Annotated in this window: 18 protein-coding genes; 3 read left to right on the top strand and 15 right to left on the bottom strand. The window is 48.8% G+C overall.

What is annotated here, in order from left to right; translation table 11 throughout:
- Positions 1-29 precede the first annotated feature (29 nt).
- On the top strand, positions 30-359 hold the full coding sequence (csaA, locus tag MKY42_RS01280; protein WP_090905099.1) for a chaperone CsaA: 330 nt from the start codon (positions 30-32) through the stop codon (positions 357-359).
- 107 nt (positions 360-466) lie between these two features.
- On the opposite strand, the gene MKY42_RS01275 is transcribed toward csaA, so the two are convergent.
- Positions 467-1,306 (bottom strand): AraC family transcriptional regulator, encoded by an 840-nt coding sequence (locus tag MKY42_RS01275; RefSeq protein ID WP_256222537.1) that lies wholly within the window; start codon positions 1,304-1,306, stop codon positions 467-469.
- Positions 1,307-1,499: 193 nt separating this feature from the next.
- On the opposite strand from MKY42_RS01275, the gene MKY42_RS01270 reads away from it, so the two are divergent.
- Positions 1,500-2,801, top strand: a complete 1,302-nt coding sequence (locus tag MKY42_RS01270; protein WP_090905095.1) for an alpha-glucosidase/alpha-galactosidase — start codon at positions 1,500-1,502, stop codon at positions 2,799-2,801.
- 91 nt (positions 2,802-2,892) lie between these two features.
- Here MKY42_RS01270 and MKY42_RS01265 read toward each other — a convergent pair whose 3' ends face one another.
- From MKY42_RS01265 to ytxJ, 10 genes are all read right to left on the bottom strand, one after another.
- Complete coding sequence (locus MKY42_RS01265; protein WP_339848140.1) at positions 2,893-3,591, bottom strand: response regulator; 699 nt, start codon at positions 3,589-3,591, stop codon at positions 2,893-2,895.
- Between the two features lies 1 nt (position 3,592).
- Positions 3,593-5,173 (bottom strand): ATP-binding protein, encoded by a 1,581-nt coding sequence (locus MKY42_RS01260; protein WP_339848138.1) that lies wholly within the window; start codon positions 5,171-5,173, stop codon positions 3,593-3,595.
- Between the two features lie 8 nt (positions 5,174-5,181).
- Positions 5,182-7,521, bottom strand: coding sequence for a histidine kinase (locus MKY42_RS01255; protein ID WP_339848136.1), 2,340 nt, complete (start codon positions 7,519-7,521; stop codon positions 5,182-5,184).
- Between the two features lie 127 nt (positions 7,522-7,648).
- Entirely contained in the window at positions 7,649-8,209 is a 561-nt protein-coding gene (gene kdpC / locus MKY42_RS01250) for a potassium-transporting ATPase subunit KdpC (RefSeq protein ID WP_179262138.1), read from the bottom strand.
- A gap of 224 nt (positions 8,210-8,433) precedes the next feature.
- Positions 8,434-10,578, bottom strand: coding sequence for a potassium-transporting ATPase subunit KdpB (kdpB, locus tag MKY42_RS01245; protein ID WP_339848134.1), 2,145 nt, complete (start codon positions 10,576-10,578; stop codon positions 8,434-8,436).
- 81 nt (positions 10,579-10,659) lie between these two features.
- Positions 10,660-12,339, bottom strand: a complete 1,680-nt coding sequence (kdpA, locus tag MKY42_RS01240) for a potassium-transporting ATPase subunit KdpA (RefSeq protein ID WP_339848132.1) — start codon at positions 12,337-12,339, stop codon at positions 10,660-10,662.
- A gap of 63 nt (positions 12,340-12,402) precedes the next feature.
- Positions 12,403-12,465, bottom strand: a complete 63-nt coding sequence (locus MKY42_RS01235; RefSeq protein WP_231952816.1) for a potassium-transporting ATPase subunit F — start codon at positions 12,463-12,465, stop codon at positions 12,403-12,405.
- Positions 12,466-12,896: 431 nt separating this feature from the next.
- Positions 12,897-14,093 carry an XRE family transcriptional regulator gene (locus MKY42_RS01230; RefSeq protein WP_090905084.1) on the bottom strand — a complete coding sequence of 399 codons (1,197 nt, stop codon included), beginning with the start codon at positions 14,091-14,093 and terminating at the stop codon, positions 12,897-12,899.
- Positions 14,094-14,124: 31 nt separating this feature from the next.
- Positions 14,125-14,883 carry a hypothetical protein gene (locus MKY42_RS01225; protein ID WP_090905082.1) on the bottom strand — a complete coding sequence of 253 codons (759 nt, stop codon included), beginning with the start codon at positions 14,881-14,883 and terminating at the stop codon, positions 14,125-14,127.
- A gap of 111 nt (positions 14,884-14,994) precedes the next feature.
- On the bottom strand, positions 14,995-15,534 hold the full coding sequence (gene ytxJ, locus MKY42_RS01220) for a bacillithiol system redox-active protein YtxJ (protein ID WP_177185930.1): 540 nt from the start codon (positions 15,532-15,534) through the stop codon (positions 14,995-14,997).
- Positions 15,535-15,903: 369 nt separating this feature from the next.
- Between ytxJ and MKY42_RS01215 the strand changes: the two genes are divergently transcribed.
- A complete protein-coding gene (locus tag MKY42_RS01215) occupies positions 15,904-16,776 on the top strand; it encodes a hypothetical protein (RefSeq protein ID WP_090905078.1) in 873 nt (290 codons plus the stop codon).
- 129 nt (positions 16,777-16,905) lie between these two features.
- Here the strand turns inward: MKY42_RS01215 and MKY42_RS01210 are convergent, their stop codons facing one another.
- The 4 genes from MKY42_RS01210 to MKY42_RS01195 form a co-directional block, all read right to left on the bottom strand.
- Complete coding sequence (locus MKY42_RS01210; RefSeq protein ID WP_090905076.1) at positions 16,906-17,337, bottom strand: VOC family protein; 432 nt, start codon at positions 17,335-17,337, stop codon at positions 16,906-16,908.
- Between the two features lie 299 nt (positions 17,338-17,636).
- Positions 17,637-17,864, bottom strand: a complete 228-nt coding sequence (locus MKY42_RS01205) for a hypothetical protein (RefSeq protein WP_053782996.1) — start codon at positions 17,862-17,864, stop codon at positions 17,637-17,639.
- 293 nt (positions 17,865-18,157) lie between these two features.
- Complete coding sequence (locus tag MKY42_RS01200) at positions 18,158-19,030, bottom strand: sugar phosphate isomerase/epimerase (RefSeq protein WP_090905072.1); 873 nt, start codon at positions 19,028-19,030, stop codon at positions 18,158-18,160.
- Positions 19,031-19,042: 12 nt separating this feature from the next.
- Entirely contained in the window at positions 19,043-19,918 is an 876-nt protein-coding gene (locus tag MKY42_RS01195; protein WP_090905070.1) for a sugar phosphate isomerase/epimerase family protein, read from the bottom strand.
- Positions 19,919-20,021 lie beyond the last annotated feature (103 nt).

Below are 20,021 nucleotides of genomic sequence, written 5' to 3'. Positions count from 1 at the left end.
ACTCCATAGCTGAAAGGAGACATCACAACATGGCTACTTTTGAAGAGTTTATCCAGCATGATATCCGCGTTGGCACAGTGGTGGAAGCCGAACCTTTTCCAAAGGCACGCATCCCCGCCATTAAAATGACCATCGATTTCGGCCCACTTGGCCTTAAACGTTCGAGCGCCCAAATTACGAAACGTTATACCCCCGACATGATGATCGGCAAGCAGGTTATTGCTGTAGTCAATTTCCCACCGCGCCGAATTGCCGGTTTTGTATCCGAAGTACTGGTGCTTGGCGGCGTGCCTGATGAAGGTGACGTTGTATTGTTAACCCCGGATCAGACCTTGCCGAACGGAACACCGATTGCCTGATTTTCATCATATCGCTATCCTGTCTTTACACCTTAAAGCATAAGGCTATGAATCTTCGGATTCGTGGCCTTTTTTTGCATTTTTCGAGGTTCACAGCATAATGAAAACTATTCACCCTGCTCCATGCTTCTCAACCCTTTCGGAGACACCCCTGTCACCCGCTTAAACATCTTGGAAAACAACAATGCATCTGTATATCCCACAGAGTGGGCCACTTCACTAACCGATAGGGCCGAATGCTGCAGCAATTCAGCTGCCCGGTTCATTCGGTATTCAAGAAAAAAGGCCTGCAGTGACTTGCCGTATCTTCCCTTGAAAAGTCCTGACAGATATGTGCGATCCAGCCCCACGGCCTGTGCAATATCTAGGATTGAGGTCCTCTGACTATACCTGTTCTCTATAAATTGAACGGCCTGCCTGATGTACTCTTCTTTGGTGGACAGAGGACGCTGCAGCTGCTCTCCTGCGGGAGAAGATGCAATCAGCTCGGCGATCAGCCTGTACAGCAGGCTCTGGTTGAACACATCTCCCTCGGTACGTGTTGATGCTTGAACCATCTCCGCATAGAGACGAGCGAATGTGTCTGGATCTCTGGCATCAAATACAGGATGTTCCGGACTGATGTGTGCCCGCTGCATGAATGCCTTGGCATGAACACCTTTGAACCCGAACCAGGAGTAAGTCCATGGCTGCTTCGCATCCGCTTCATAATGAATAAGCGTATCCGGAAGAATGACAAAGCCCTGGCCCTGTGTAAGCTCGTATTGCTGATCCGCCATAAACACCGTGCCCCGTCCTTCATGAATGTAATGAACAATATAAGCATCCCGAACACCCGGACCCCAATAATGCGACGGATCACAAGCCTGCCAACCGAAAAATAACAGTACCAATTCCATCTGCGTCAAATCCATGGGAACTACATTCGTTTCGATTAATTTCAACATTTCACACTCCCTCTGTTCACCCCAACCGCAATCTCTTCACTAAAATTATAACAGGTAAATAGATGAATTATTAGCTGTAAGCGAATCCAAAAATGGGATTATGACATGTTTCAGAGAGGTTGAGCCATAGTTATATGAGCCCGATCCGCCTATATTGGAGGTACACCATTTATTCAGGGAGGCTGAACTTGAGATGAACAAAATTACGTTCCTCGGTGCGGGAAGCACCGTTTTTGTCAAAAATGTATTGGGTGATGTCATGATGACCGAAGCACTTCAGGATTTTGAGCTGGCGTTGTTCGATATTGATGCTGAACGCCTAAACGACTCAGAGCGTTTGCTTACCAGTATGGCCCGCTCGCTCGGAAGCCAATGTGCCATTAAAGCTTATACCGACCGCAAGGAAGCACTGCGCGGCGCCAAATATGTAATCAATGCCATTCAGGTGGGTGGATATGATCCATGTACCATTACGGATTTTGAGATTCCGAAGAAATATGGATTGCGTCAAACGATTGCCGATACGCTCGGGATTGGCGGGATTTTCCGTAATTTGCGGACGATTCCGGTGATGCTCGATTTTGCACGGGATATGCAGGAAGTGTGTCCAGATGCGTGGTTCCTGAACTACACCAACCCGATGGCGGTACTGACAAATGTCATGAACGTGCATGGCGGAATCAAAACTGTAGGTCTGTGTCACAGTGTACAGGTGTGTGTGCCGCATCTGTTTGATGCATTGGGGATGGATCAGACGGGTGTGGTCGCGAAAGTTGCAGGTATCAACCATATGGCCTGGCTGCTTGAAGTGACACGTGATGGTCAAGATCTGTATCCGGAGATTAAACGTCTGGCGAAGGAAAAGCAAAAAGAGCAGCATGATGACATGGTGCGTTATGAGCTGATGCAGCGTTTTGGATACTATGTTACCGAGTCCTCCGAGCATAATGCCGAGTATCATCCTTATTTTATCAAACGAAACTACCCGGAGCTGATCGAACGCTTCAACATTCCGCTGGACGAGTATCCGCGCCGCTGCGTGAATCAGATTGAAGGCTGGAAAGAAATGCGTGAGAAGCTGTTATCCAGCGAAAATATCGAACATACACGCAGCCGTGAATACGCTTCGCATATTATGGAGGCTATGGAGACGGATCGCCCTTACAAAATCGGCGGTAATGTCATGAATAACGGACTGATCACCAACCTGCCTCGTGAAGCCTGTGTTGAGGTGCCTTGTCTTGTTGATGGTTCAGGTATCAGCCCGACGTATATCGGGGACCTGCCTCCGCAGCTTGCAGCATTGAACCGTACGAATATTAACACCCAACTGTTGACCATTGAAGCAGCGATTACGGGCAAAAGAGAACACATCTATCATGCCGCGATGCTTGACCCGCATACCGCTGCCGAGCTGTCCATTGATGATATCGTCTCCATGTGTGATGAACTGATTGAAGCTCATGGCGACTGGTTGCCGAAGTACACGTCATAAGAAGTCCATCGTTTGCAATTCTAAAAGCACTAGTCTCCTCCTCAATAGGGAGGGGCTGGTGCTTTTTTGAGCTTTCGTCTTGTTTCCCAGCCTAATCCTGAAGCAGAAAACGATAGCCGATTCCCGGCTCGGTCTGAATAAAACGGGGACGCATGGGATCTTCCTGCAATTTTTTGCGCAGATGCCCGACATATACCCGCAAGTAATGACTGTCCGACTCATGATGATGCCCTCCCCACACTTGTTGCAGCAGCTGGCGTTGGGTAATAATTTTGCCTGCATGGGTTGCGAGTACTTTCAGCATTTCATACTCAGTCGGTGTTAGCTTTACGGGTGACCCGTCCAAATTGACCTGTCTCTGGGCCAAATCAATGGTGAGTGGTCCAAAACGCAGTATCGGCTCATCCGTAGTTTTGGCCACATGGCGAAGGGCAACCCGAATACGGGCAACGAGCTCTCCCATGCCAAACGGTTTGGTGACATAATCATCCGCCCCGCCATCAAGTGCAGCAATTTTATCCTCTTCGCGATCCTTTGCAGTCAGTACAATGACTGGTACCTGCGACCATTCCCGAATCCGCTGAAGTACATCCATTCCGGACATTCCAGGCAAGCCCAGATCAAGCACAATCAGATCAGGATGCACAATGCTCGCCTGAATGACCGCTTCTTCTCCGTCGGCGCATTCGTTAATCTCAAATTGGTGCGCCTGAAGCGTAACCTTCAGCAGTTTACGGATTTGCGGTTCATCATCCACAATTAATATGCGCGCGCCTTGCGGTGCCGTCATGTCATTCTTCCTCTCCTTGTCCCATATACGGGAATGATGCTTCAGGTTCCTCAATGGGCAAACCAATGCATACCCGCGTGCCGCCTCCCGGATTCGATTCTGCGGTAATCGTACCTCCGTGAACTTCGACGATTCCTCTACAGATGGCAAGCCCAAGTCCCGTACCTGTCACATGCCGTGACGATTCAGATCGATAAAATTTCTCAAACACCCGCTCTCGCTCTGCTTCCGGAATCCCGACACCCGAATCAGCCACCACAATGGTCATTCGTCCATGCCGCTCATCCACCTTCACCGTAATGACGATTTCACTGTCTTCTGGTGAATATTTGATGGCATTGCTGATTACGTTAACCAGAACCTGCTCCAGCAAAACCTCATCCCCGGATACAAACGGCGGCTGATCCGGCAATTCCACCCGAATGCGACGGTGCTGGATAAATTGCTGAACCTGAGTTAGCACAATGCCGATCATGTCGCCCACATCACACCATTTTCTGCGCAGCTGCAACATGCCACTCTCCAGCTTCACTATGCCCAGCAAATTGGTTACCAGCCTGTTCATGCGCAGCGCTCCATCTCGGATATTGCCTGTCAGTTCTTTTCGATCCTCCGGGGTAAAAAGAGAATCATTCTCCAGCAAACCTGTCGCTGAACCAATGATGGCCGTAAGGGGTGTACGCAGCTCATGGGACACCGAGTCCAGCAAAGCGGTGCGAATTCGCTCCGATTCAGCCGTCACCTGCGCGAGTCTCGCTTCTTCGGCCAGCTTGACACGAGCAATGGCACTTGCTGCCAGCCCGCCACACGCCTCCAGCAAACGCAGCTCTTCCCGCTGCTCCTGAAGATCGCTGGATTCCAGATTCACAGCGAGCACCCCATGGATCTGGTCTTCTGTACGCAACGGCACATACAGACCAGACGATTCCCGCAGGCTGGAGGAGCCTCGTCCAGCGATTTCGCCATTTTTATACACCCATTTGGCAATAGCGACTTCAGCTTCTCCCTCACCCCAGGCTATTGAATCCGAATCCTCCGAAGAGGAGGTAACCTGAAGTTCGCCTTGAACATTGGGAAGATATATTGCCGCCGGAGTTCCAAGTGTCAGTGACACTTGTCTCGCAATGTTGCCGAGTAGAGTGTGCAAATCCGTAACAGCCGTCATCTGACGACTTAAAGCATATAGCGAATTCGTCGTAATCTCGCGTTGTTTTACCACCTCCAGCTGCTGCCGCAGGCGTCCCGCCAGACTCGCCGTTAATACCGCCACTGCCAAATACACAATAAAGGAAAAAATATATCGCAAATCTTCAACCGTAAAACTGAGATACGGAGGAACAAAAAAGAAGTCAAAGGCAACGACGCTAAGACTTGCTGCATATATAGCCGGCCCCATTCCCCAGTACACAGCGCTGACCAATACCGGAAAAAGATAAATTAACCCCACGTTAACCAGGTCATCGCTAATCCCTATCGCATGTAGCAGAATGGTTAGCAATGTGATTCCAATGGTTACCCATATATATTTGGGAACACGGTTCAGCTTCAGCCAGACGTCTTCCCCTTTATTTCGTTCAGACACAGCACATCTCACATCCCGCTCAGATCATAATCGTAGTCCGCAACGATCAATACGTCCATATGTCTGGATAACCGCACCAGCCTGCTGACCACCGTTCCCTTTCCACGATAGCCGTTCAGCCACCAGACCCGTTTCGCTTGACCAACCACCAACTGCGTTGCTTTTTCCTCAGAAGCTTTACCCGCCAAAATACCAGGTACATCTCGCAGCCTCTGGCTATGATGAATATGAAATTTGCCGCCCAGTCGAACGGTCAGCTGTTCCAGCTCCTCCAACTGGCATTTCACTTCGTTATTCATAACTTGACCTACATGAACATGGTGCACATGCCAGACCGCCTTTAACCGGTAGGCTGTACGAAATCCGCGGCGAATCAGCCGCTCCGCATGCTCATCACTGCTTACGCAGACAAAGACCGCCTCCTGTCTGCGCCAGGGACCGCGAAGTGCACTTTTGCGCTCCTGTGATTCAAGGCGTTCATCCACATCATCGGCCAATTCCCGCAGGGCAAGTTCCCGTAAGGCAATCAGATTGCCAATGCGAAAAAAATGACCAAGCGCTTGTTCCACCTTGGCTGCTGCATAGATTTTACCCTCCCGCATGCGTTGCCGCAAGGCTTGGGGGGCCACATCGATAAGCTGGACCTCATCTGCCGTTTGCAAAATCTGATCCGGCACGGTCTCTCGGACTCTAATTCCCGTAATATGTTCCACCGCATCGTTCAGACTTTCCAGATGCTGTACATTCACGGTAGTGATGACAGAGATGCCCGCATCCAACAGGATCTGCACATCTTCGTAACGCTTTTGCCGCGTGCTTCCCGGGACATTCGTATGCGCGAGCTCATCCACCAATACCACTTCAGGACATAGACGAAGAATGGCGTCAGTGTCCATTTCCTCGAGCTGCACCCCTTGGTACATCCGCTGCTCTCGTGGAATGATGGATAATTGGCCGATCTGTTCCACCGTCTCCACCCGATTATGCGTCTCCAGCAGACCAATCCGTACATCGATGCCTTTGCGGAGCAGATCATTGCCTTCCCGGAGCATCATATACGTTTTTCCCACACCTGGCGCAGCACCGATGTATACCTTGAACTTGCCACGCCGAATCTGACCAATCTGTGCCTTCATCTCCTGCTCACTCAACCTGCGATATGTTGGAGTCTCTGTATCTGGCAATCGGGTCGGAAGTACCCGCTCGCCCTCATGCTGTGCACGATCCGCGAGCAGAAACAGATCGACACCCCGCATCCTGCGCAGTAAGGAGTTAACAAATGATCCCCTCCACAGCTCCTGCCAGCGACTGTGTCGTGAGTGTCCCATAACAATGCGGGTAATCTGATGCTGGACTGCGTAGCGTGCAAGTGTAGATGGAATGTTACGGCGGTGTAACACAGGCAATTCCTCAAACTGCCCTCCGAATTTCTCCACCAGTTTGATCATGTTGCGACGAAAAACAGCAGCTTCCTTGGTTAGTGGCTGCTTCATATTGCGAAAGGTCACGGCATGCAGATCTCCGTTTAATCTCTTCGCAATCTGCTGTCCCCGCCGAATATAGATGGACCCGTTCCAGTGATATTGGGTGGATACCAAAATGCGTTCCATGATGCCTGTCGTAACCGTAATTCCCATCTCTTCCCGGTGCTCACGCAGTGATTCGTTGACCCCTTCCGCAACAAGTCGGAGAGCCAGTTCACGCAAAATGCCCAAATTGCCATGCCGGAACACCGCTTCACCTTCATGTCCCCGAAGATGTCCCTCGGCAAGGCGGCTTAATACGGTTTCAGGAGTTACATCGATCAGCTTCACTTCATCGGCCAGTTCAAGGGTATCGGCAGGCACAGTATGCTCTGCTGCAATTCCTGTTAGCTGGCGTGCAAGCTCCGTATATCCCTCCAGCTCATATACATTCACCGTTGTAATGACACTGATGTTGTGTCGCAGCAAATACTGAATGTCTTCCAGTCGGGTTGCATGACGTGCCCCTTTTCGGTTTCTATGAGCAAGTCCGTCAACGAGCACAACCTCCGGATTACGTACCAGCAGGGCATCCAGATTCAGATCCTTCATCTCCATGCCATCCTTCCAGCGAGACCAGTGAATACTTGGAATTCGCTCCAACTCGCCGAGCTGCTCCACGGTCTCCGGTCTTTGCATGGTCGACACAGCACAGATGACCACATCGATCCCCTGGTGGTGCAATGTGTTTCCTTCCCTGAGCATATGATACGTTTTGCCTGAACCGCTGACCGGACCGATATATATCTTCAAGGTGCCCTGCTGCAGCTTCGTGATCATCTTCAAGATGTCTTCCGGGGACTTCCGCTTGAAGCTGTCTTTCATCCTGTTCACTCCCCAAACATAATCTTTACTTAAAATGGAGAAAGCCCCTTCCGAGGCTCGGAAGAAGGCCTGATACGAACAACCAAGGGAAGCTGCGTCCCCCGTGGATCTACTAATACAATGCCTTTTATTTCAGCTCAGCCGTTAACGCCAGATTCAAAGCGGTCACATTCACACGCGGCTCACCGAAAATGCCCAGCTGTCGCCCTTGTGTATGTTCCTCCACGATCTTGGCAAGCTCTTGCTCACCAAGACCCGTTGCCTGGCTAATCCGCGGAATCTGTGCTTTTGCCGCTTCCGGTGACAGATCCGGGTCAAGACCGGAACCGGAACCGGTCACGAGATCCGCAGGAATGTGCTGCAAGCCCGGATTCTCTTGCTTGAGCTGAGCCACCTTTTCCTTCATTTCAACCATATACGCCTCCGAGGCCACGGCGCGATTAGAACCTGCCGAAGCAGTTCCATCATAATTGGCGTTCGATGCCCGGGGCTGGAACAGCCCCGGCGATTTCACTTCCTGCGCCAGCAGCGACGAACCAATGGTTTTCCCGTCAGCTGTGATCAGACTGCCGTTCGCCTGATCGGAGAAGAGCAGCTGTGCCACTCCGGTTGTAGCCAGCGGATAGATGACACCGCAAATCAGCATAAGCACGACAGACAACCGAATCGCGGGCAGTACCTGTTTCATATGAATCACATCCTGAATTTATTATTAGTTAAATTTAACAAATGATTCTACACTAGACCACTTCGCGGTCAGAACAACCTTTCGATCGCTGTTATCCCCAGATTTTTTTGATTCCCTTTCCCAAGGGATAAAATCCGGGAATAAAGGCGAACGCTACGCTTCTCCAGTTTTGTTCTGCCCTCTACGTTTTCGTGTAAATGTTATTCAAATCTAGTGTTAAAACCTCATACCAAATGAAGCCCCGACAGCACCAGATCAATCAGCTTAATTCCGATAAACGGTACGATTACACCGCCCACACCATAGATGAACACATTCCGTCCAAGCAGCCGTTCCGCGGACATGGCCCGATACTTCACACCCCGCATGGCGATTGGGATGAGCAGCGGGATAATGATAGCGTTGAAGATGAGCGCTGACAGAATCGCGGACTGCGGTGAAGCGAGGTTCATAATATTGAGTGCCTGAAGCTGCGGCATGGCCAGAATAAACATGGCCGGAATGATGGCGAAATACTTGGCAATATCATTGGATATCGAAAATGTCGTCAGTGCACCGCGGGTAATGAGCAGTTGCTTGCCAATGGAGACCACCGACAATAGCTTGGTCGGGTCAGAATCCAGATCGATCATGTTGGCCGCTTCCTTGGCCGCCATGGTGCCCGAATTCATCGCCAGGCCTACATCGGCCTGCGCCAGAGCAGGAGCATCGTTGGTGCCGTCGCCGGTCATGGCGACGAGCTTGCCCTCCTGCTGCTCTTTTTTGATCGCGGTAATCTTGTCTTCCGGCTTGGCCTCGGCAATAAAATCATCCACACCCGCTTCCAGCGCAATGGTCGCCGCTGTCAGGGGATTATCCCCTGTACACATGATCGTCTTGATACCCATGGCTCGCATCTCCGCAAACTTCTCTTTCAGTCCCGGCTTCACTGTATCTTTCAGATAGATCACACCATAAATCTGGTCATCAATCGCAACAGCAAGCGGTGTACCCCCAGCCTTTGCAATTCGGTTCGCAATATCGTCCAAATCGCTGGGTATCCGTCCCCCACGGGAGGAAATATGGCGTTTGATCGCATCTACCGCACCTTTGCGGATCTGCTTCCCACCGCTTAGATTCAGACCCGACATCCGGGTCTCTGCGGTGAAGTTCACATGTTCTGCATCTGCATATTCCGTCTCCGACCAGTTCTCGCCCTGCTTGCCAGCCAATTCAACGACCGAGCGCCCCTCTGGTGTCTCATCCACTACGGAAGCTTGCAGCGCCGCCCGAGTCATCTCTTGTGCAGATACGCCCTGAACGGGAATAAACTCCGAAGCCATGCGGTTGCCGTACGTAATTGTTCCGGTTTTGTCCAGGATCAGTGTATCAATATCGCCTGCCGCTTCCACCGCTTTACCCGACATGGCGAGTACGTTGAACTGCGTGACACGGTCCATGCCCGCAATACCGATCGCGGATAACAGACCGCCAATCGTCGTAGGAATCAGACAGACAAGCAGTGCGATAAGCGTAGCCAGATCGAGTCGAATGCCCAAATAGTTCGCCATTGGTACCATGGTCATGATGACAATCAGGAATATCAGTGTCAACACGGCGAGCAGTGTTGTCAGCGCAATCTCATTCGGTGTTTTCTGGCGCTGTGCGCCTTCAACGAGTGAGATCATTCGGTCGAGGAACGACTCCCCCGGGTCGGTCTGCACACGCATCACGATATAGTCGGAAGTAACCCGCGTACCTCCCGTAACGGAGGAGAAGTCGCCGCCCACCTCCTTGATCACGGGAGCCGACTCCCCCGTAATGGCGGACTCGTCGATAGAGGCCAGCCCTTCAATAATCTCACCGTCCGTGGGAATCAGTTCGCCTGCTTCTACACGGACGATATCTCCTTTTTTCAACTGGGTCGAAGATACTTGCTTGATGGTTCCGTCTTTCTGTACCAGCTTCGCCGTGGTGTCGGATTTCGTCTTACGCAGCGTGTCCGCCTGAGCTTTGCCCCGTCCCTCTGCCAGTGCTTCAGCAAAGTTGGCAAACAGCAACGTGAACAACAGGATGAGAAACACCGCAATGTTGTACCCTCGCCCTGCCTCGGATGCAACAAAGAAATCCGGATTGATACATAACAGCAATGTGATGAGTGTGCCGACTTCGACGATAAACATCACCGGATTTTTGATCATGACGACCGGGTTCAGCTTCTTGAAGGCATCCAGAGATGCCTGGAGCAGAATGTCCCGACTTAATCTTTTGGTTCTTTTAGGCGTACCGGGAACCGTCCCCGAACCTCTCGTTCCTTTAATCTGGGTTCTGATGATGCCTCTGTCTAATCCTTCCACTGTCTGCTCCTTCTTTCGTTCTACAACATTCATTGTGATAATCCACCTCCGCACTTTACGTCCTTGCTCCTATTCCCATATCCGATCACTGTACCATTCATATTGGACCTTCCATCATCGGATCATCGCCAAATGTTCTGCAATCGGTCCAAGCGCCAGTGATGGGAAGAACGTCAACGCCCCAACGACCACAATCATCATCACCAGAATACCTGCAAAAAGAGGCGTATGCGTACGCAGTGTACCCGTTGTTACGGGAACCATCCGTTTGGTTGCCAGTGATCCGGCAATGGCGAGCATCGCGATCATGGAAATGTATCTTCCGAGCAGCATCACCACACCAATGGCGATATTGTAAAAGTCCGTGTTGGCATTCAACCCGGCAAACGCCGATCCATTATTGGCAGCCCCGGATGCAAAGGCATATAACACCTCGGTCAGACCATGCATGCCTGAATTTGAAATCGAAGCAACAGATTCAGGACGCATAAGCGCGAGCGCGGTCGGAGCCAGAATAATCAAAGGATGAACCAGCAGCGCGATGGATGCGAGCTTCACTTCCTTGCCCTCAATTTTTTTGCCCAGAAATTCAGGGGTCCGCCCAACCATCAGCCCACAGATAAACACGGCCAGAATCACATAGAGCAATCCGTTGAGCAAACCTACCCCTTTGCCGCCGAATACGTTGTTGAGCATCATCTCCGCCAGTGCAACCATGCCACCAAGCGGGGTAAGCGACTCATGCATATTGTTCACCGACCCGGTTGTGGCTGCTGTAGTCACCGCTGTGAAAAGTGCGGATTCGGATACTCCGAACCTGACCTCCTTACCTTCCATATTGCCTTGGATTCCCACCGCATCCAGCGCTGGCACACCGCGATATTCGGAAACAAATACCGTGGTCAGCATCACGAGGAAAAGTAAACTCATGGCCGCAAACAGCGTCCAGCCCTGCTTCCGGTTGTTCACCATGATGCCGAAGGCGTAAACCAGCGCCGTAGGCAGCAGCATCATGCAGACAATATGCACGAGGTTCGACAACGCCGTAGGGTTCTCAAATGGATGCGCGGCGTTGGTTCCGAACCAGCCTCCACCATTGGTACCCAAGTGTTTGATCGACTCCAACGAAGCGACCAATCCGCGGCTAATCGTCTGCTGCGCCCCATCCAGCGTGGTCGCGTTCACCGATCCCGCCAGTGTCTGCGGCACACCCTGGAATATGAGGAACAACGCCACAATGAAGCTCAGCGGCAAAAAGATTCTCGTAATCGACCGTACCACGTCGACGTAGAAGTTCCCCAGTTCATCCCGTCGGCCCACCAGGCCGCGAATGAAGGCAATAGCGACCGCAAAGCCGGTCGCGGCTGAGGTGAACATTGGAAACGTCACTGCCAGCATCTGTGACAGATACGACAGGGCGTTCTCGCCCGTGTAAGACTGCCAGTTCGTGTTGGTCATGAACGATGCAGCTGTATTAAAAGCCTGTGCCGCAGGCATATTGCCAATGCCATCCGGGTTGAGCGGCAGATACTTTTGCAACCGCAGCACCAGAAACATCAATAACAGCATGACGAAGTTCGAAATGAGCACGGCTGACAGGTACTTTTTCCAACCCATCGACTCGTTCTCCTTCACCCCCATCAATCGATACAGCAATCGCTCAGGCCCACCAAATATCCGATCCAGTCCTGTTCGTTTGCCGTCAAACACCTTCACCAGATAACTCCCCACTGGCTTCACCAGTAGTATGATGATCAGCAGCGTCACCGCCACTTGTAATAAACCGCTACTCATATCCGCATTTCCTCCCTAAAATCGACGATCCAAGTGCTTCTGGTTTCGTGCCCCAAACGACCATCAGAATTTCTCCGGCCTCACCAGCACGTAACCTAGATAGACTACCAGTGCGAGCACAATCATGCCGATGACGATCATACGGCTTCTCCCCTTTCATGCCCTATGCATTCATGCTTTCTCACAAAATTTCACAAATCCCCAGAACACCACAAACAACAACACAACCAGCCCAATGATCGTGGCATCATTCACCATGTGCTCCCCTCCCTCTCTCTACCGTTCTTGCAACCTTCTACATATGAAATCGTAATACGAAACGCTGTAAAAAGGGGGTAAAGAAATACCCGCCAAGGTGTAAAAATAGCGTAAAAAAGACCCGCTCCCCTCAGCGATCAGCTGAAAGAAACAGGTCTATGTGCATTTTTATATCGAACAATCCATTACCTATTAGGATGTGTCTTCAAATTCAACAAGCTTAACGTTGACGGAGGTTATCATCTAAAAAGAGGTCTTGGTGTCCAAGCCGCTGTTCCCTGGCTAAAGGGTAGTCCATTTTAAGAACTACGTGTGGGCATTTCCCTAACATTTTGAGTGTTAGTTTCGCGTTTGCTCATCATGTACTTATTAAAAAAATCAGTGCTTATCCCTGTCATATGATGAAAAAAGGACGTCTCCACTTTCCAATCTTCCTCAATCATATAACGAATATCCACAAGACCTTTCTTGGAGATCAGGTCAATAATGGTTTTGATTCGCATCGGTTTTTGCAGTGGTATCGTATGGTCGAAAGGTTCTTTTTCCAGATATCCTCTTCGGTGCATCGCCGCATAGAAATTACGATGATCCTTTGCCTCCATCATACCTAAATGCGCAGCTCTGTATCCCAATACTTGTAGTGAGGTCTTCCATTTCTTTTTCAAATCGAGATACTGATCTGGATTCGTCTTATAAGAGATGTCATTCATATCCGATGAGAACTCTTCCTCAGGTAATAAAAAGGCACCCGCAAACAAATTGGCTTCATTCTCAATTAATTTGTGTTCTTTTCGATCCAGATTGGCGAACTCAAGACGGTAATGAAGCAGCAAATGGCCAAGCTCATGCGCAATATCGAAGTTCCTGCGAACCGCTGACCGTTTGATGTTGCCCAGTATGATAAACGGACGATCGTTCCGCGTCCAAAGGCTGTACGCATCAATTTCCTCACCAATCGCTTTCTCAAAAACGTACACACCGCTTTTTTCAATCCAGAACATGAGGTTCTCATTCGTAGAAGGCTCCAAATTAAGTCGTTGCCTCGCAAGTTGTGCAACATAATGGATCTGAGTCGAACGATCATCGTCTGAATGATTCATATATGCAATAGCCTCTTCCCGCAGCTTGATAATATTCAGCGTAGGAAGGCTAATCTGAGCGGTAATATAGTTGATGAATGTATCCAGATATTCTACGTGTTTTGCTTCTGTCTGTGTCTTGGAAATCACATTCAACACCTTTGAACGATAGGCAATATTCATGACATTAATATTGGCAGAGTTATTATGCTCTGCAAGCATATCCTTTGCATAAAAATACTTGCTTTTCACACTGAAAATGCGTTTTAACTCGTTCACGATTGGTACTTTGGGAGAGGTATACGCATTTTCATATTGCCAGACTGCTTGTTCTGTCACACCTAACAGTTCGGAGAGCTGTTTTCTAGAATACCCGTGCATGATCCGCAAATTGGTCAGATTTTCACCAACGAACACGCTGCTCCCTCCTTACTGAACTACCGGGGGATTATCCCCATTGTTCTTCTTCCAAAATTTGAATATCGTATGCTGCCGGGTCGACGATATCCTCCATGTCTGGTGCAAGGACCTCGCGGTCACTATCATTCAACTCTGCACCTGAGATACGATCGGATAAATCTTCTATAAAATAGGCTATATTATCATGCGGATTGGGCAGATAATGTTGAATCCTAGAAATTTGAAATGCTTCATCAATAGCATAAGTGAGTATATGGAATTCATTATACGTAGAAGCAAAATGTTCAAGTTCTTCTTTCACACGACTGACCTGACTTTCTGGAATAGGTAAACAAAGTTGCTCCACTCTCTCGAACTTAGCTTGCCCAGTAGAGGAGGGTTGGGTTAAGGAGAATTCCAAGTCTTTATTAATCTTGGAAAGATCATGTAGATACGTACGTAAAGCACCCTTGTTGTCACCACCCGTAGGCAGCTTAGCTCTGGAAAAACTATATTCATTAAAATAAACAGCATTCTTAATCAGAAATATTACTTTTGAATCTTCGTGTGTAAACTGAAGGTAATCCCAAGTTAAACCTGCTTTGGATTTTTTGTGAGTGAATCCTTGTTCAACACAAAAATCTGCGATTTTACTTTCAATAAAGTTACCTTTAGTCCAGGCAAACGCTGAACTAATCTTCATGTTCTTTTTCCGATCTTTACGGTGCTCAATATAGTCACGGTATCCTTCAACAATAGCATCAACAATCATCTGACTATGTTCCGACTTGAACTTATATTGTTCCATATGGATCACTCCGATTCAGAAATATGAAGGCCATTTATATTTTAATCGAATTTCACATGTAAGGATATGATTTTTTTTGTTATTTTTAAAGTGGAAGTGATTTCAATGCCCTTATCCAAACGGATTCTGGGCCCATTGCAGCAGTCTCTTCCGGGTAATTTTCCCGTGTGACGTATGTTGAATAACTTGGCCGCCGTCCAGCAGCAGCACTTGAGGCGATTCATGGTGAACCTCGGTGTCTTCCGCAATGCGGCGGGACAGCGAGCGACTTTCGATGACTTTGACGATCCGGTACTCCATCTTCTGTGCGGGATCTGATGCGTTCGAGCCCACAAACGCCATAAACTCCCTGTATGCTCTCGCACTGATTGAACAAGTTGTACTGTGTTTCAGCAGCAGCACCGGATGATCCTGCGATTGCTCAAGTACCTCTTCCCAGTCCTCCTGCTTACGCAATTCCTTGACATGTTCACTCAGCATATCATCCAGCCCCGAGCCTGCACGTTTGCTAACGACAGATCCAACCACGACGCCCAGTGCCACACCAAAGGCTATCCCCAGAGCGATCTGGTTCGTTGCCACACCAATACTCGTTCCAATGACAATACCCACCCCAAGCCAAAGAGTTTGAGGATTCGCTTTTTTATCCATGGAGATCATCCTCCTTGCAGATATTTATATAATAATATTTACTTTAATGTAGGAACAGTCGCTCGTTTGCCTGTATAAAAGGGCTATGGTAACATAAGAACAGACAACAAGGAGAGGTAAAACCCTCTCACGGAGCATCTATTCAGATGCAGAGCAAATCCCACCGCAGGCAGTCAACCTGTTTAACGGTGGGTTTTTGTTTATGACTTCATTATGGTAATTTCCGCCCGTTGTCTCCAGAAAATTATACCATAGGCGCCTACGCAGGCGCTTTTATATTCCTCATCGAAGGGTCCATTTTTGTGATACACTGAGTGTAATTTGGCAACGATGAATATGAAGAACTGATTGGAAAGGCGGAAAATCGTTATGGGATATGCTTTTATGATCGAACCGCAGTATTATACCGCTTTGGAGAACGAAGACGAGTTGATTGAGAAGTGCCAGGAATGGGGCCTGCTTTCGGAAAAAGCAACGAAGGTCAAAACGTTCTATTATAAAGGGAATGGGCTGAATATGCCTTGCACCATCGTTGGCTTTGTCGATCATATGGCAGCAGTCATTCAATTGGACAATGATCAGAAACACTGTATTCATCCGTCTTATCTGAAAGAAATGCAGGCGTCCAGCTATAATGTGAGAAGTTCGATTGCAGCGGGAACGGACAAGTCTAGCGAACCAGTCGTGGTAAGCAATACAGAGAATCTCACCACTTCTGAAGCTGTACAAAATTCTGAACCTGTGACTAATTTGGATGAGATTACATCCGGTTTGCATAGTTCCGATTCAGAACTGGATGTGGACACGGATGACGATGATTCCTCCTCTGCTTTAAAAGGCGACCCTGACGGTCTGGTGGAAGAGTATGTTGGACCTGCTAACGCAACAAGCAGCGCTGCTAAACCAAAGGCAAAAACCGCAGGTAAAGCTAAATCGCTTAAGATTGAATTGCCAGAGGGTAAAGTGAAAATGTCTGCGGTTGTGAAGGAATTTACAACCGTGCCGAACCACTTCTCCGACAATGATGATGAAGTCATTATCTATGAAGCCGTTACGATCACCGAGCCCGAAGTTGTTGATGTGGGCGAAGCCTGGTCCAGCCACAGTGCCACGATTAAGAAGCAGGAGCTTGAGGTTGGCGATGTGCTTACTTTTGAAGCAAAGATTATCAAGAAAAAGCTGGCCAAGAATCCTGTTCCCTACAAAATCAACAATCCTTCCAAGATTCAGAAAGAAGTCTAATTTTAGATTAGCAACTATACACACCTTGCAGGAGTCACAAAAAACCTCCAGACACGTTACTCATGTCTCGGAGGTTTTGTAGTTTTATCATATAAAGTGGAGGCACTAACTCGCAATTTCTACTGATGTTTACTGATGGTTGGCTGCAACACAGCTAATCTGGAACTGAACGCCAAATTTATCGATAACCATGCCGTAGGCCGGACTCCAAAATGTTTCTTGGATCGGCATTTTCACTTCGCCACCGTCTTGCAGTTGGTTGAAAATCGCTTTGGCTTCTTCGGCAGTATCTGTGTTCACCGTGACATTCACATGATTACCTACAATATAAGGCATGCCAGGGAATGTATCGGATAACATCAATACAGAACTGCCAATCTGCAAGGAAGCATGCATGATGCGATCTTTCGCTTCGGGTGGTACGGGGTGGTCTGGGTTGGAAGGACCATCGCCAAATGTCTGGAGAGCCAGCACTTCCGCTCCAAATGCCTTTTTATAAAATTCCACTGCTTCACGTCCGTTACCATCCGTTACAAGATACACATTCAAGCTAATCGCCATTCGTGCTTCATCTCCTTGATATCATGTAATTTAACCATTCCTGCCACTTGCGACATGAGTATATACGAATAGGTTGTCCGTTGACAAGAAGGGATTTCTGCAAGCTTCTCTATGAACAATTCCTGCCTCTCAAAAGGGGATCTGGCCACTTTGTCCCTCATCTTGGGCAGTGCTAGGTCAAAAAAGATCATCCATTGGTAGGATTGTCCTGTAATCCTTATTTTATCCTCGCTGTCTTCGCAAAAAAAAACCACTCTCCCGAATCCTGTCGGTAAAATGGCGTGGTCGATCCTATGAGGTTAGCGCGTTTTTACGATGCTATCTATTTCACTTTTCAACAAGAGGTATCGGTGAACACTTCTCATGATCGGGACCTTAGTTAGTTTATTCTTGTCTACATAAAGTTTCATCTGATCTTTGGTCAGACCGAGCAAACTCCCTGCTTCAGAAACCGTCAATACAACCTCGGGATTCGTAGCATTAAACGTTTTTTTCACTTTCTGGTTCCAGTCCTCGAATACCTGCATAGATCAGTGATCTCCCCTATCCATAGCCAGTCATTTTCCAGGCTGAATAGATCCATTATACCATACTTGTGATGATCGTAACTTAATCCTTATGTAGAACCAATTAATGTTAGTAAATTAGGCTTCGCGAGCCAACACCTCGAACTGCCTTAATGCCGGGAATGGAGAGGCATCTGAGCACTTAATCAGTTCGCTTAACGTTACCCATTCCACGTGTATATACCTCAACATAAGAAGTGCATAAAGAGCCACTTCCTTCAAGTGGCCCCAAGATATAAAACTAAATGATTGCCTTAAGCCTCTTCCCAGAAGCGGCGCAGGTTGCTCATGGCGATTTTGGAAGCAGATTTGCATTCCTCCATGCCCTCAAACTCAATCGTAATGTTACCATCATAACCGGAGTCTTTAATCAGCCTCACAATTTTGCGGATTGGAATATCTCCTTGCCCCACAATGGCACCGCGTAGAAAGTTGCCGTAAGCGGTTGTGAACCATTCCCCTTCACCCGGATGCTCATCATAGGGGCGGAAATAGAAGTCCTTGAAGTGGACCAGAGAAGCGTACGGCAGATTTTTCATGACCCCGATAATCGGATTCTCATCCACGCACATGAAGTTGCCGATATCGAGTGTCGTTTTGAAGTTGGGACGATCTACGGCATGAAGCACACGCTGCACACGGTCACTGGCCTGCACACTGAAGCCGTGATTCTCAATGGTTGTTGTAATGCCAAACTGCGCAGCATAATCAGCGATGATCTGGCTTCCCTTCACCATCAGCGGCAAATGTTCCTCAAACCAGGCAATGGTCATTTTCTCCTTAGGCAAAGTAAACGCCGTTACGTCATGACGCATATGCTTTACACCCATTCGGTGTACAACATCGACATGTCTTTTGACCCGAGCTATCTCTTCTTCAAAAGCTTCTTCCGTCTCCTGCACGAAATTCGCAGGCATCGAATAGTTGGACAGCTCAATACCCGCAGAAGCAGCCCGCTCCCGAATGGCATCGGCGAGATCAGGATTATCCTCCACGGTGTAGCCATACGGAACCATCTCCATATGCTCGCCACCATTTGCAGCAATCCAGTCGATGATATCCAGAACCGTCATTTCACCCGAATTCAGATCGTTCAACAAGCTATACGTACTCAGGCCCACTTTCATCTGCTCAGCTCCCTATCGGTATTGTTGGATAAATTTAACCGCTTTGCGAATGTCCTGTTCCGGCTGATCGCCTACCTCGCGTTCAATCGTCAGATAACCTTTGTAGCCAATATCCCGAAGGGCTGCAAAGTATGCGTCAAAATCCACACTGCCCTCGCCCAGCGGTACCTCACGGAAGAACGTTCCGGAAGAGACCATTTCGGCAATTTTCTCATGATCCATAGGGGCATATCCTACTGCACCGTATACGTCCCTCGGGTCTACTTCCTTCAGGCGCACACCATCTTTCACATGGGTATGCACAATATAATCCTTGAGCAGATGAACACCTCGTGCAGGATCATCTCCGGTAACCATCACCATGTTCGCCGGGTCAAAATTCACCGAAACCCCGTTCGTAGACAGGGTATCCAGAAACCCTTTCAGGTCTGCTGCCGTTTCCGGCCCCGTCTCAATCGCGAAGTAGGCTCCTGCGCTTTTGGCGTATTGGCCCAGTTCCTCACATGCGGCATGCAGTGTGGCATACACTTCGGAGGAAGGATCGTGCGGAACAATACCGATATGTGTTGTAACGATATTCGTACCTAGATCCAGAGCAAGGTCCACGATGCGCTTGGACTTCTCTACTTTCCACGGATTATCTTCCTTGACCTGAAACCCGTGACCGCCCAAATCGCCAACCAGGGCAGAAATTTCAAGACCGAGAGAATCGATATAACTTCTTAACTCCTTGCGAGCTGCCGAAGAGAGGTTTTCGGGGTCCATCTCTCCATGGACTGCATAGATCTGTACGCCTTCTGCACCTACATCTTTCGCTTTGCTTAATCCTTCACGTACACCTACACCGAAGCTATCCACGATAACGCCAATCTTGTTTGTTAATTTCATGCCATACCCTCCCGTTAAATCGGTATTTGATTTTCCATTCCTGGTGAGCCTTCATGACGGACGGAATGCTCTATACAATTTTCGACCCCTACCCGGTCACTCC

Origin of the sequence: Paenibacillus sp. FSL W7-1088, assembly GCF_037969855.1 — a bacterium.
In the GTDB taxonomy this organism is placed as follows: Bacteria; Bacillota; Bacilli; order Paenibacillales; family Paenibacillaceae; genus Paenibacillus.
The sequence above is the reverse complement of the archived record's forward strand: the minus strand, read 5'-3'. Positions and strand labels throughout refer to the sequence as shown.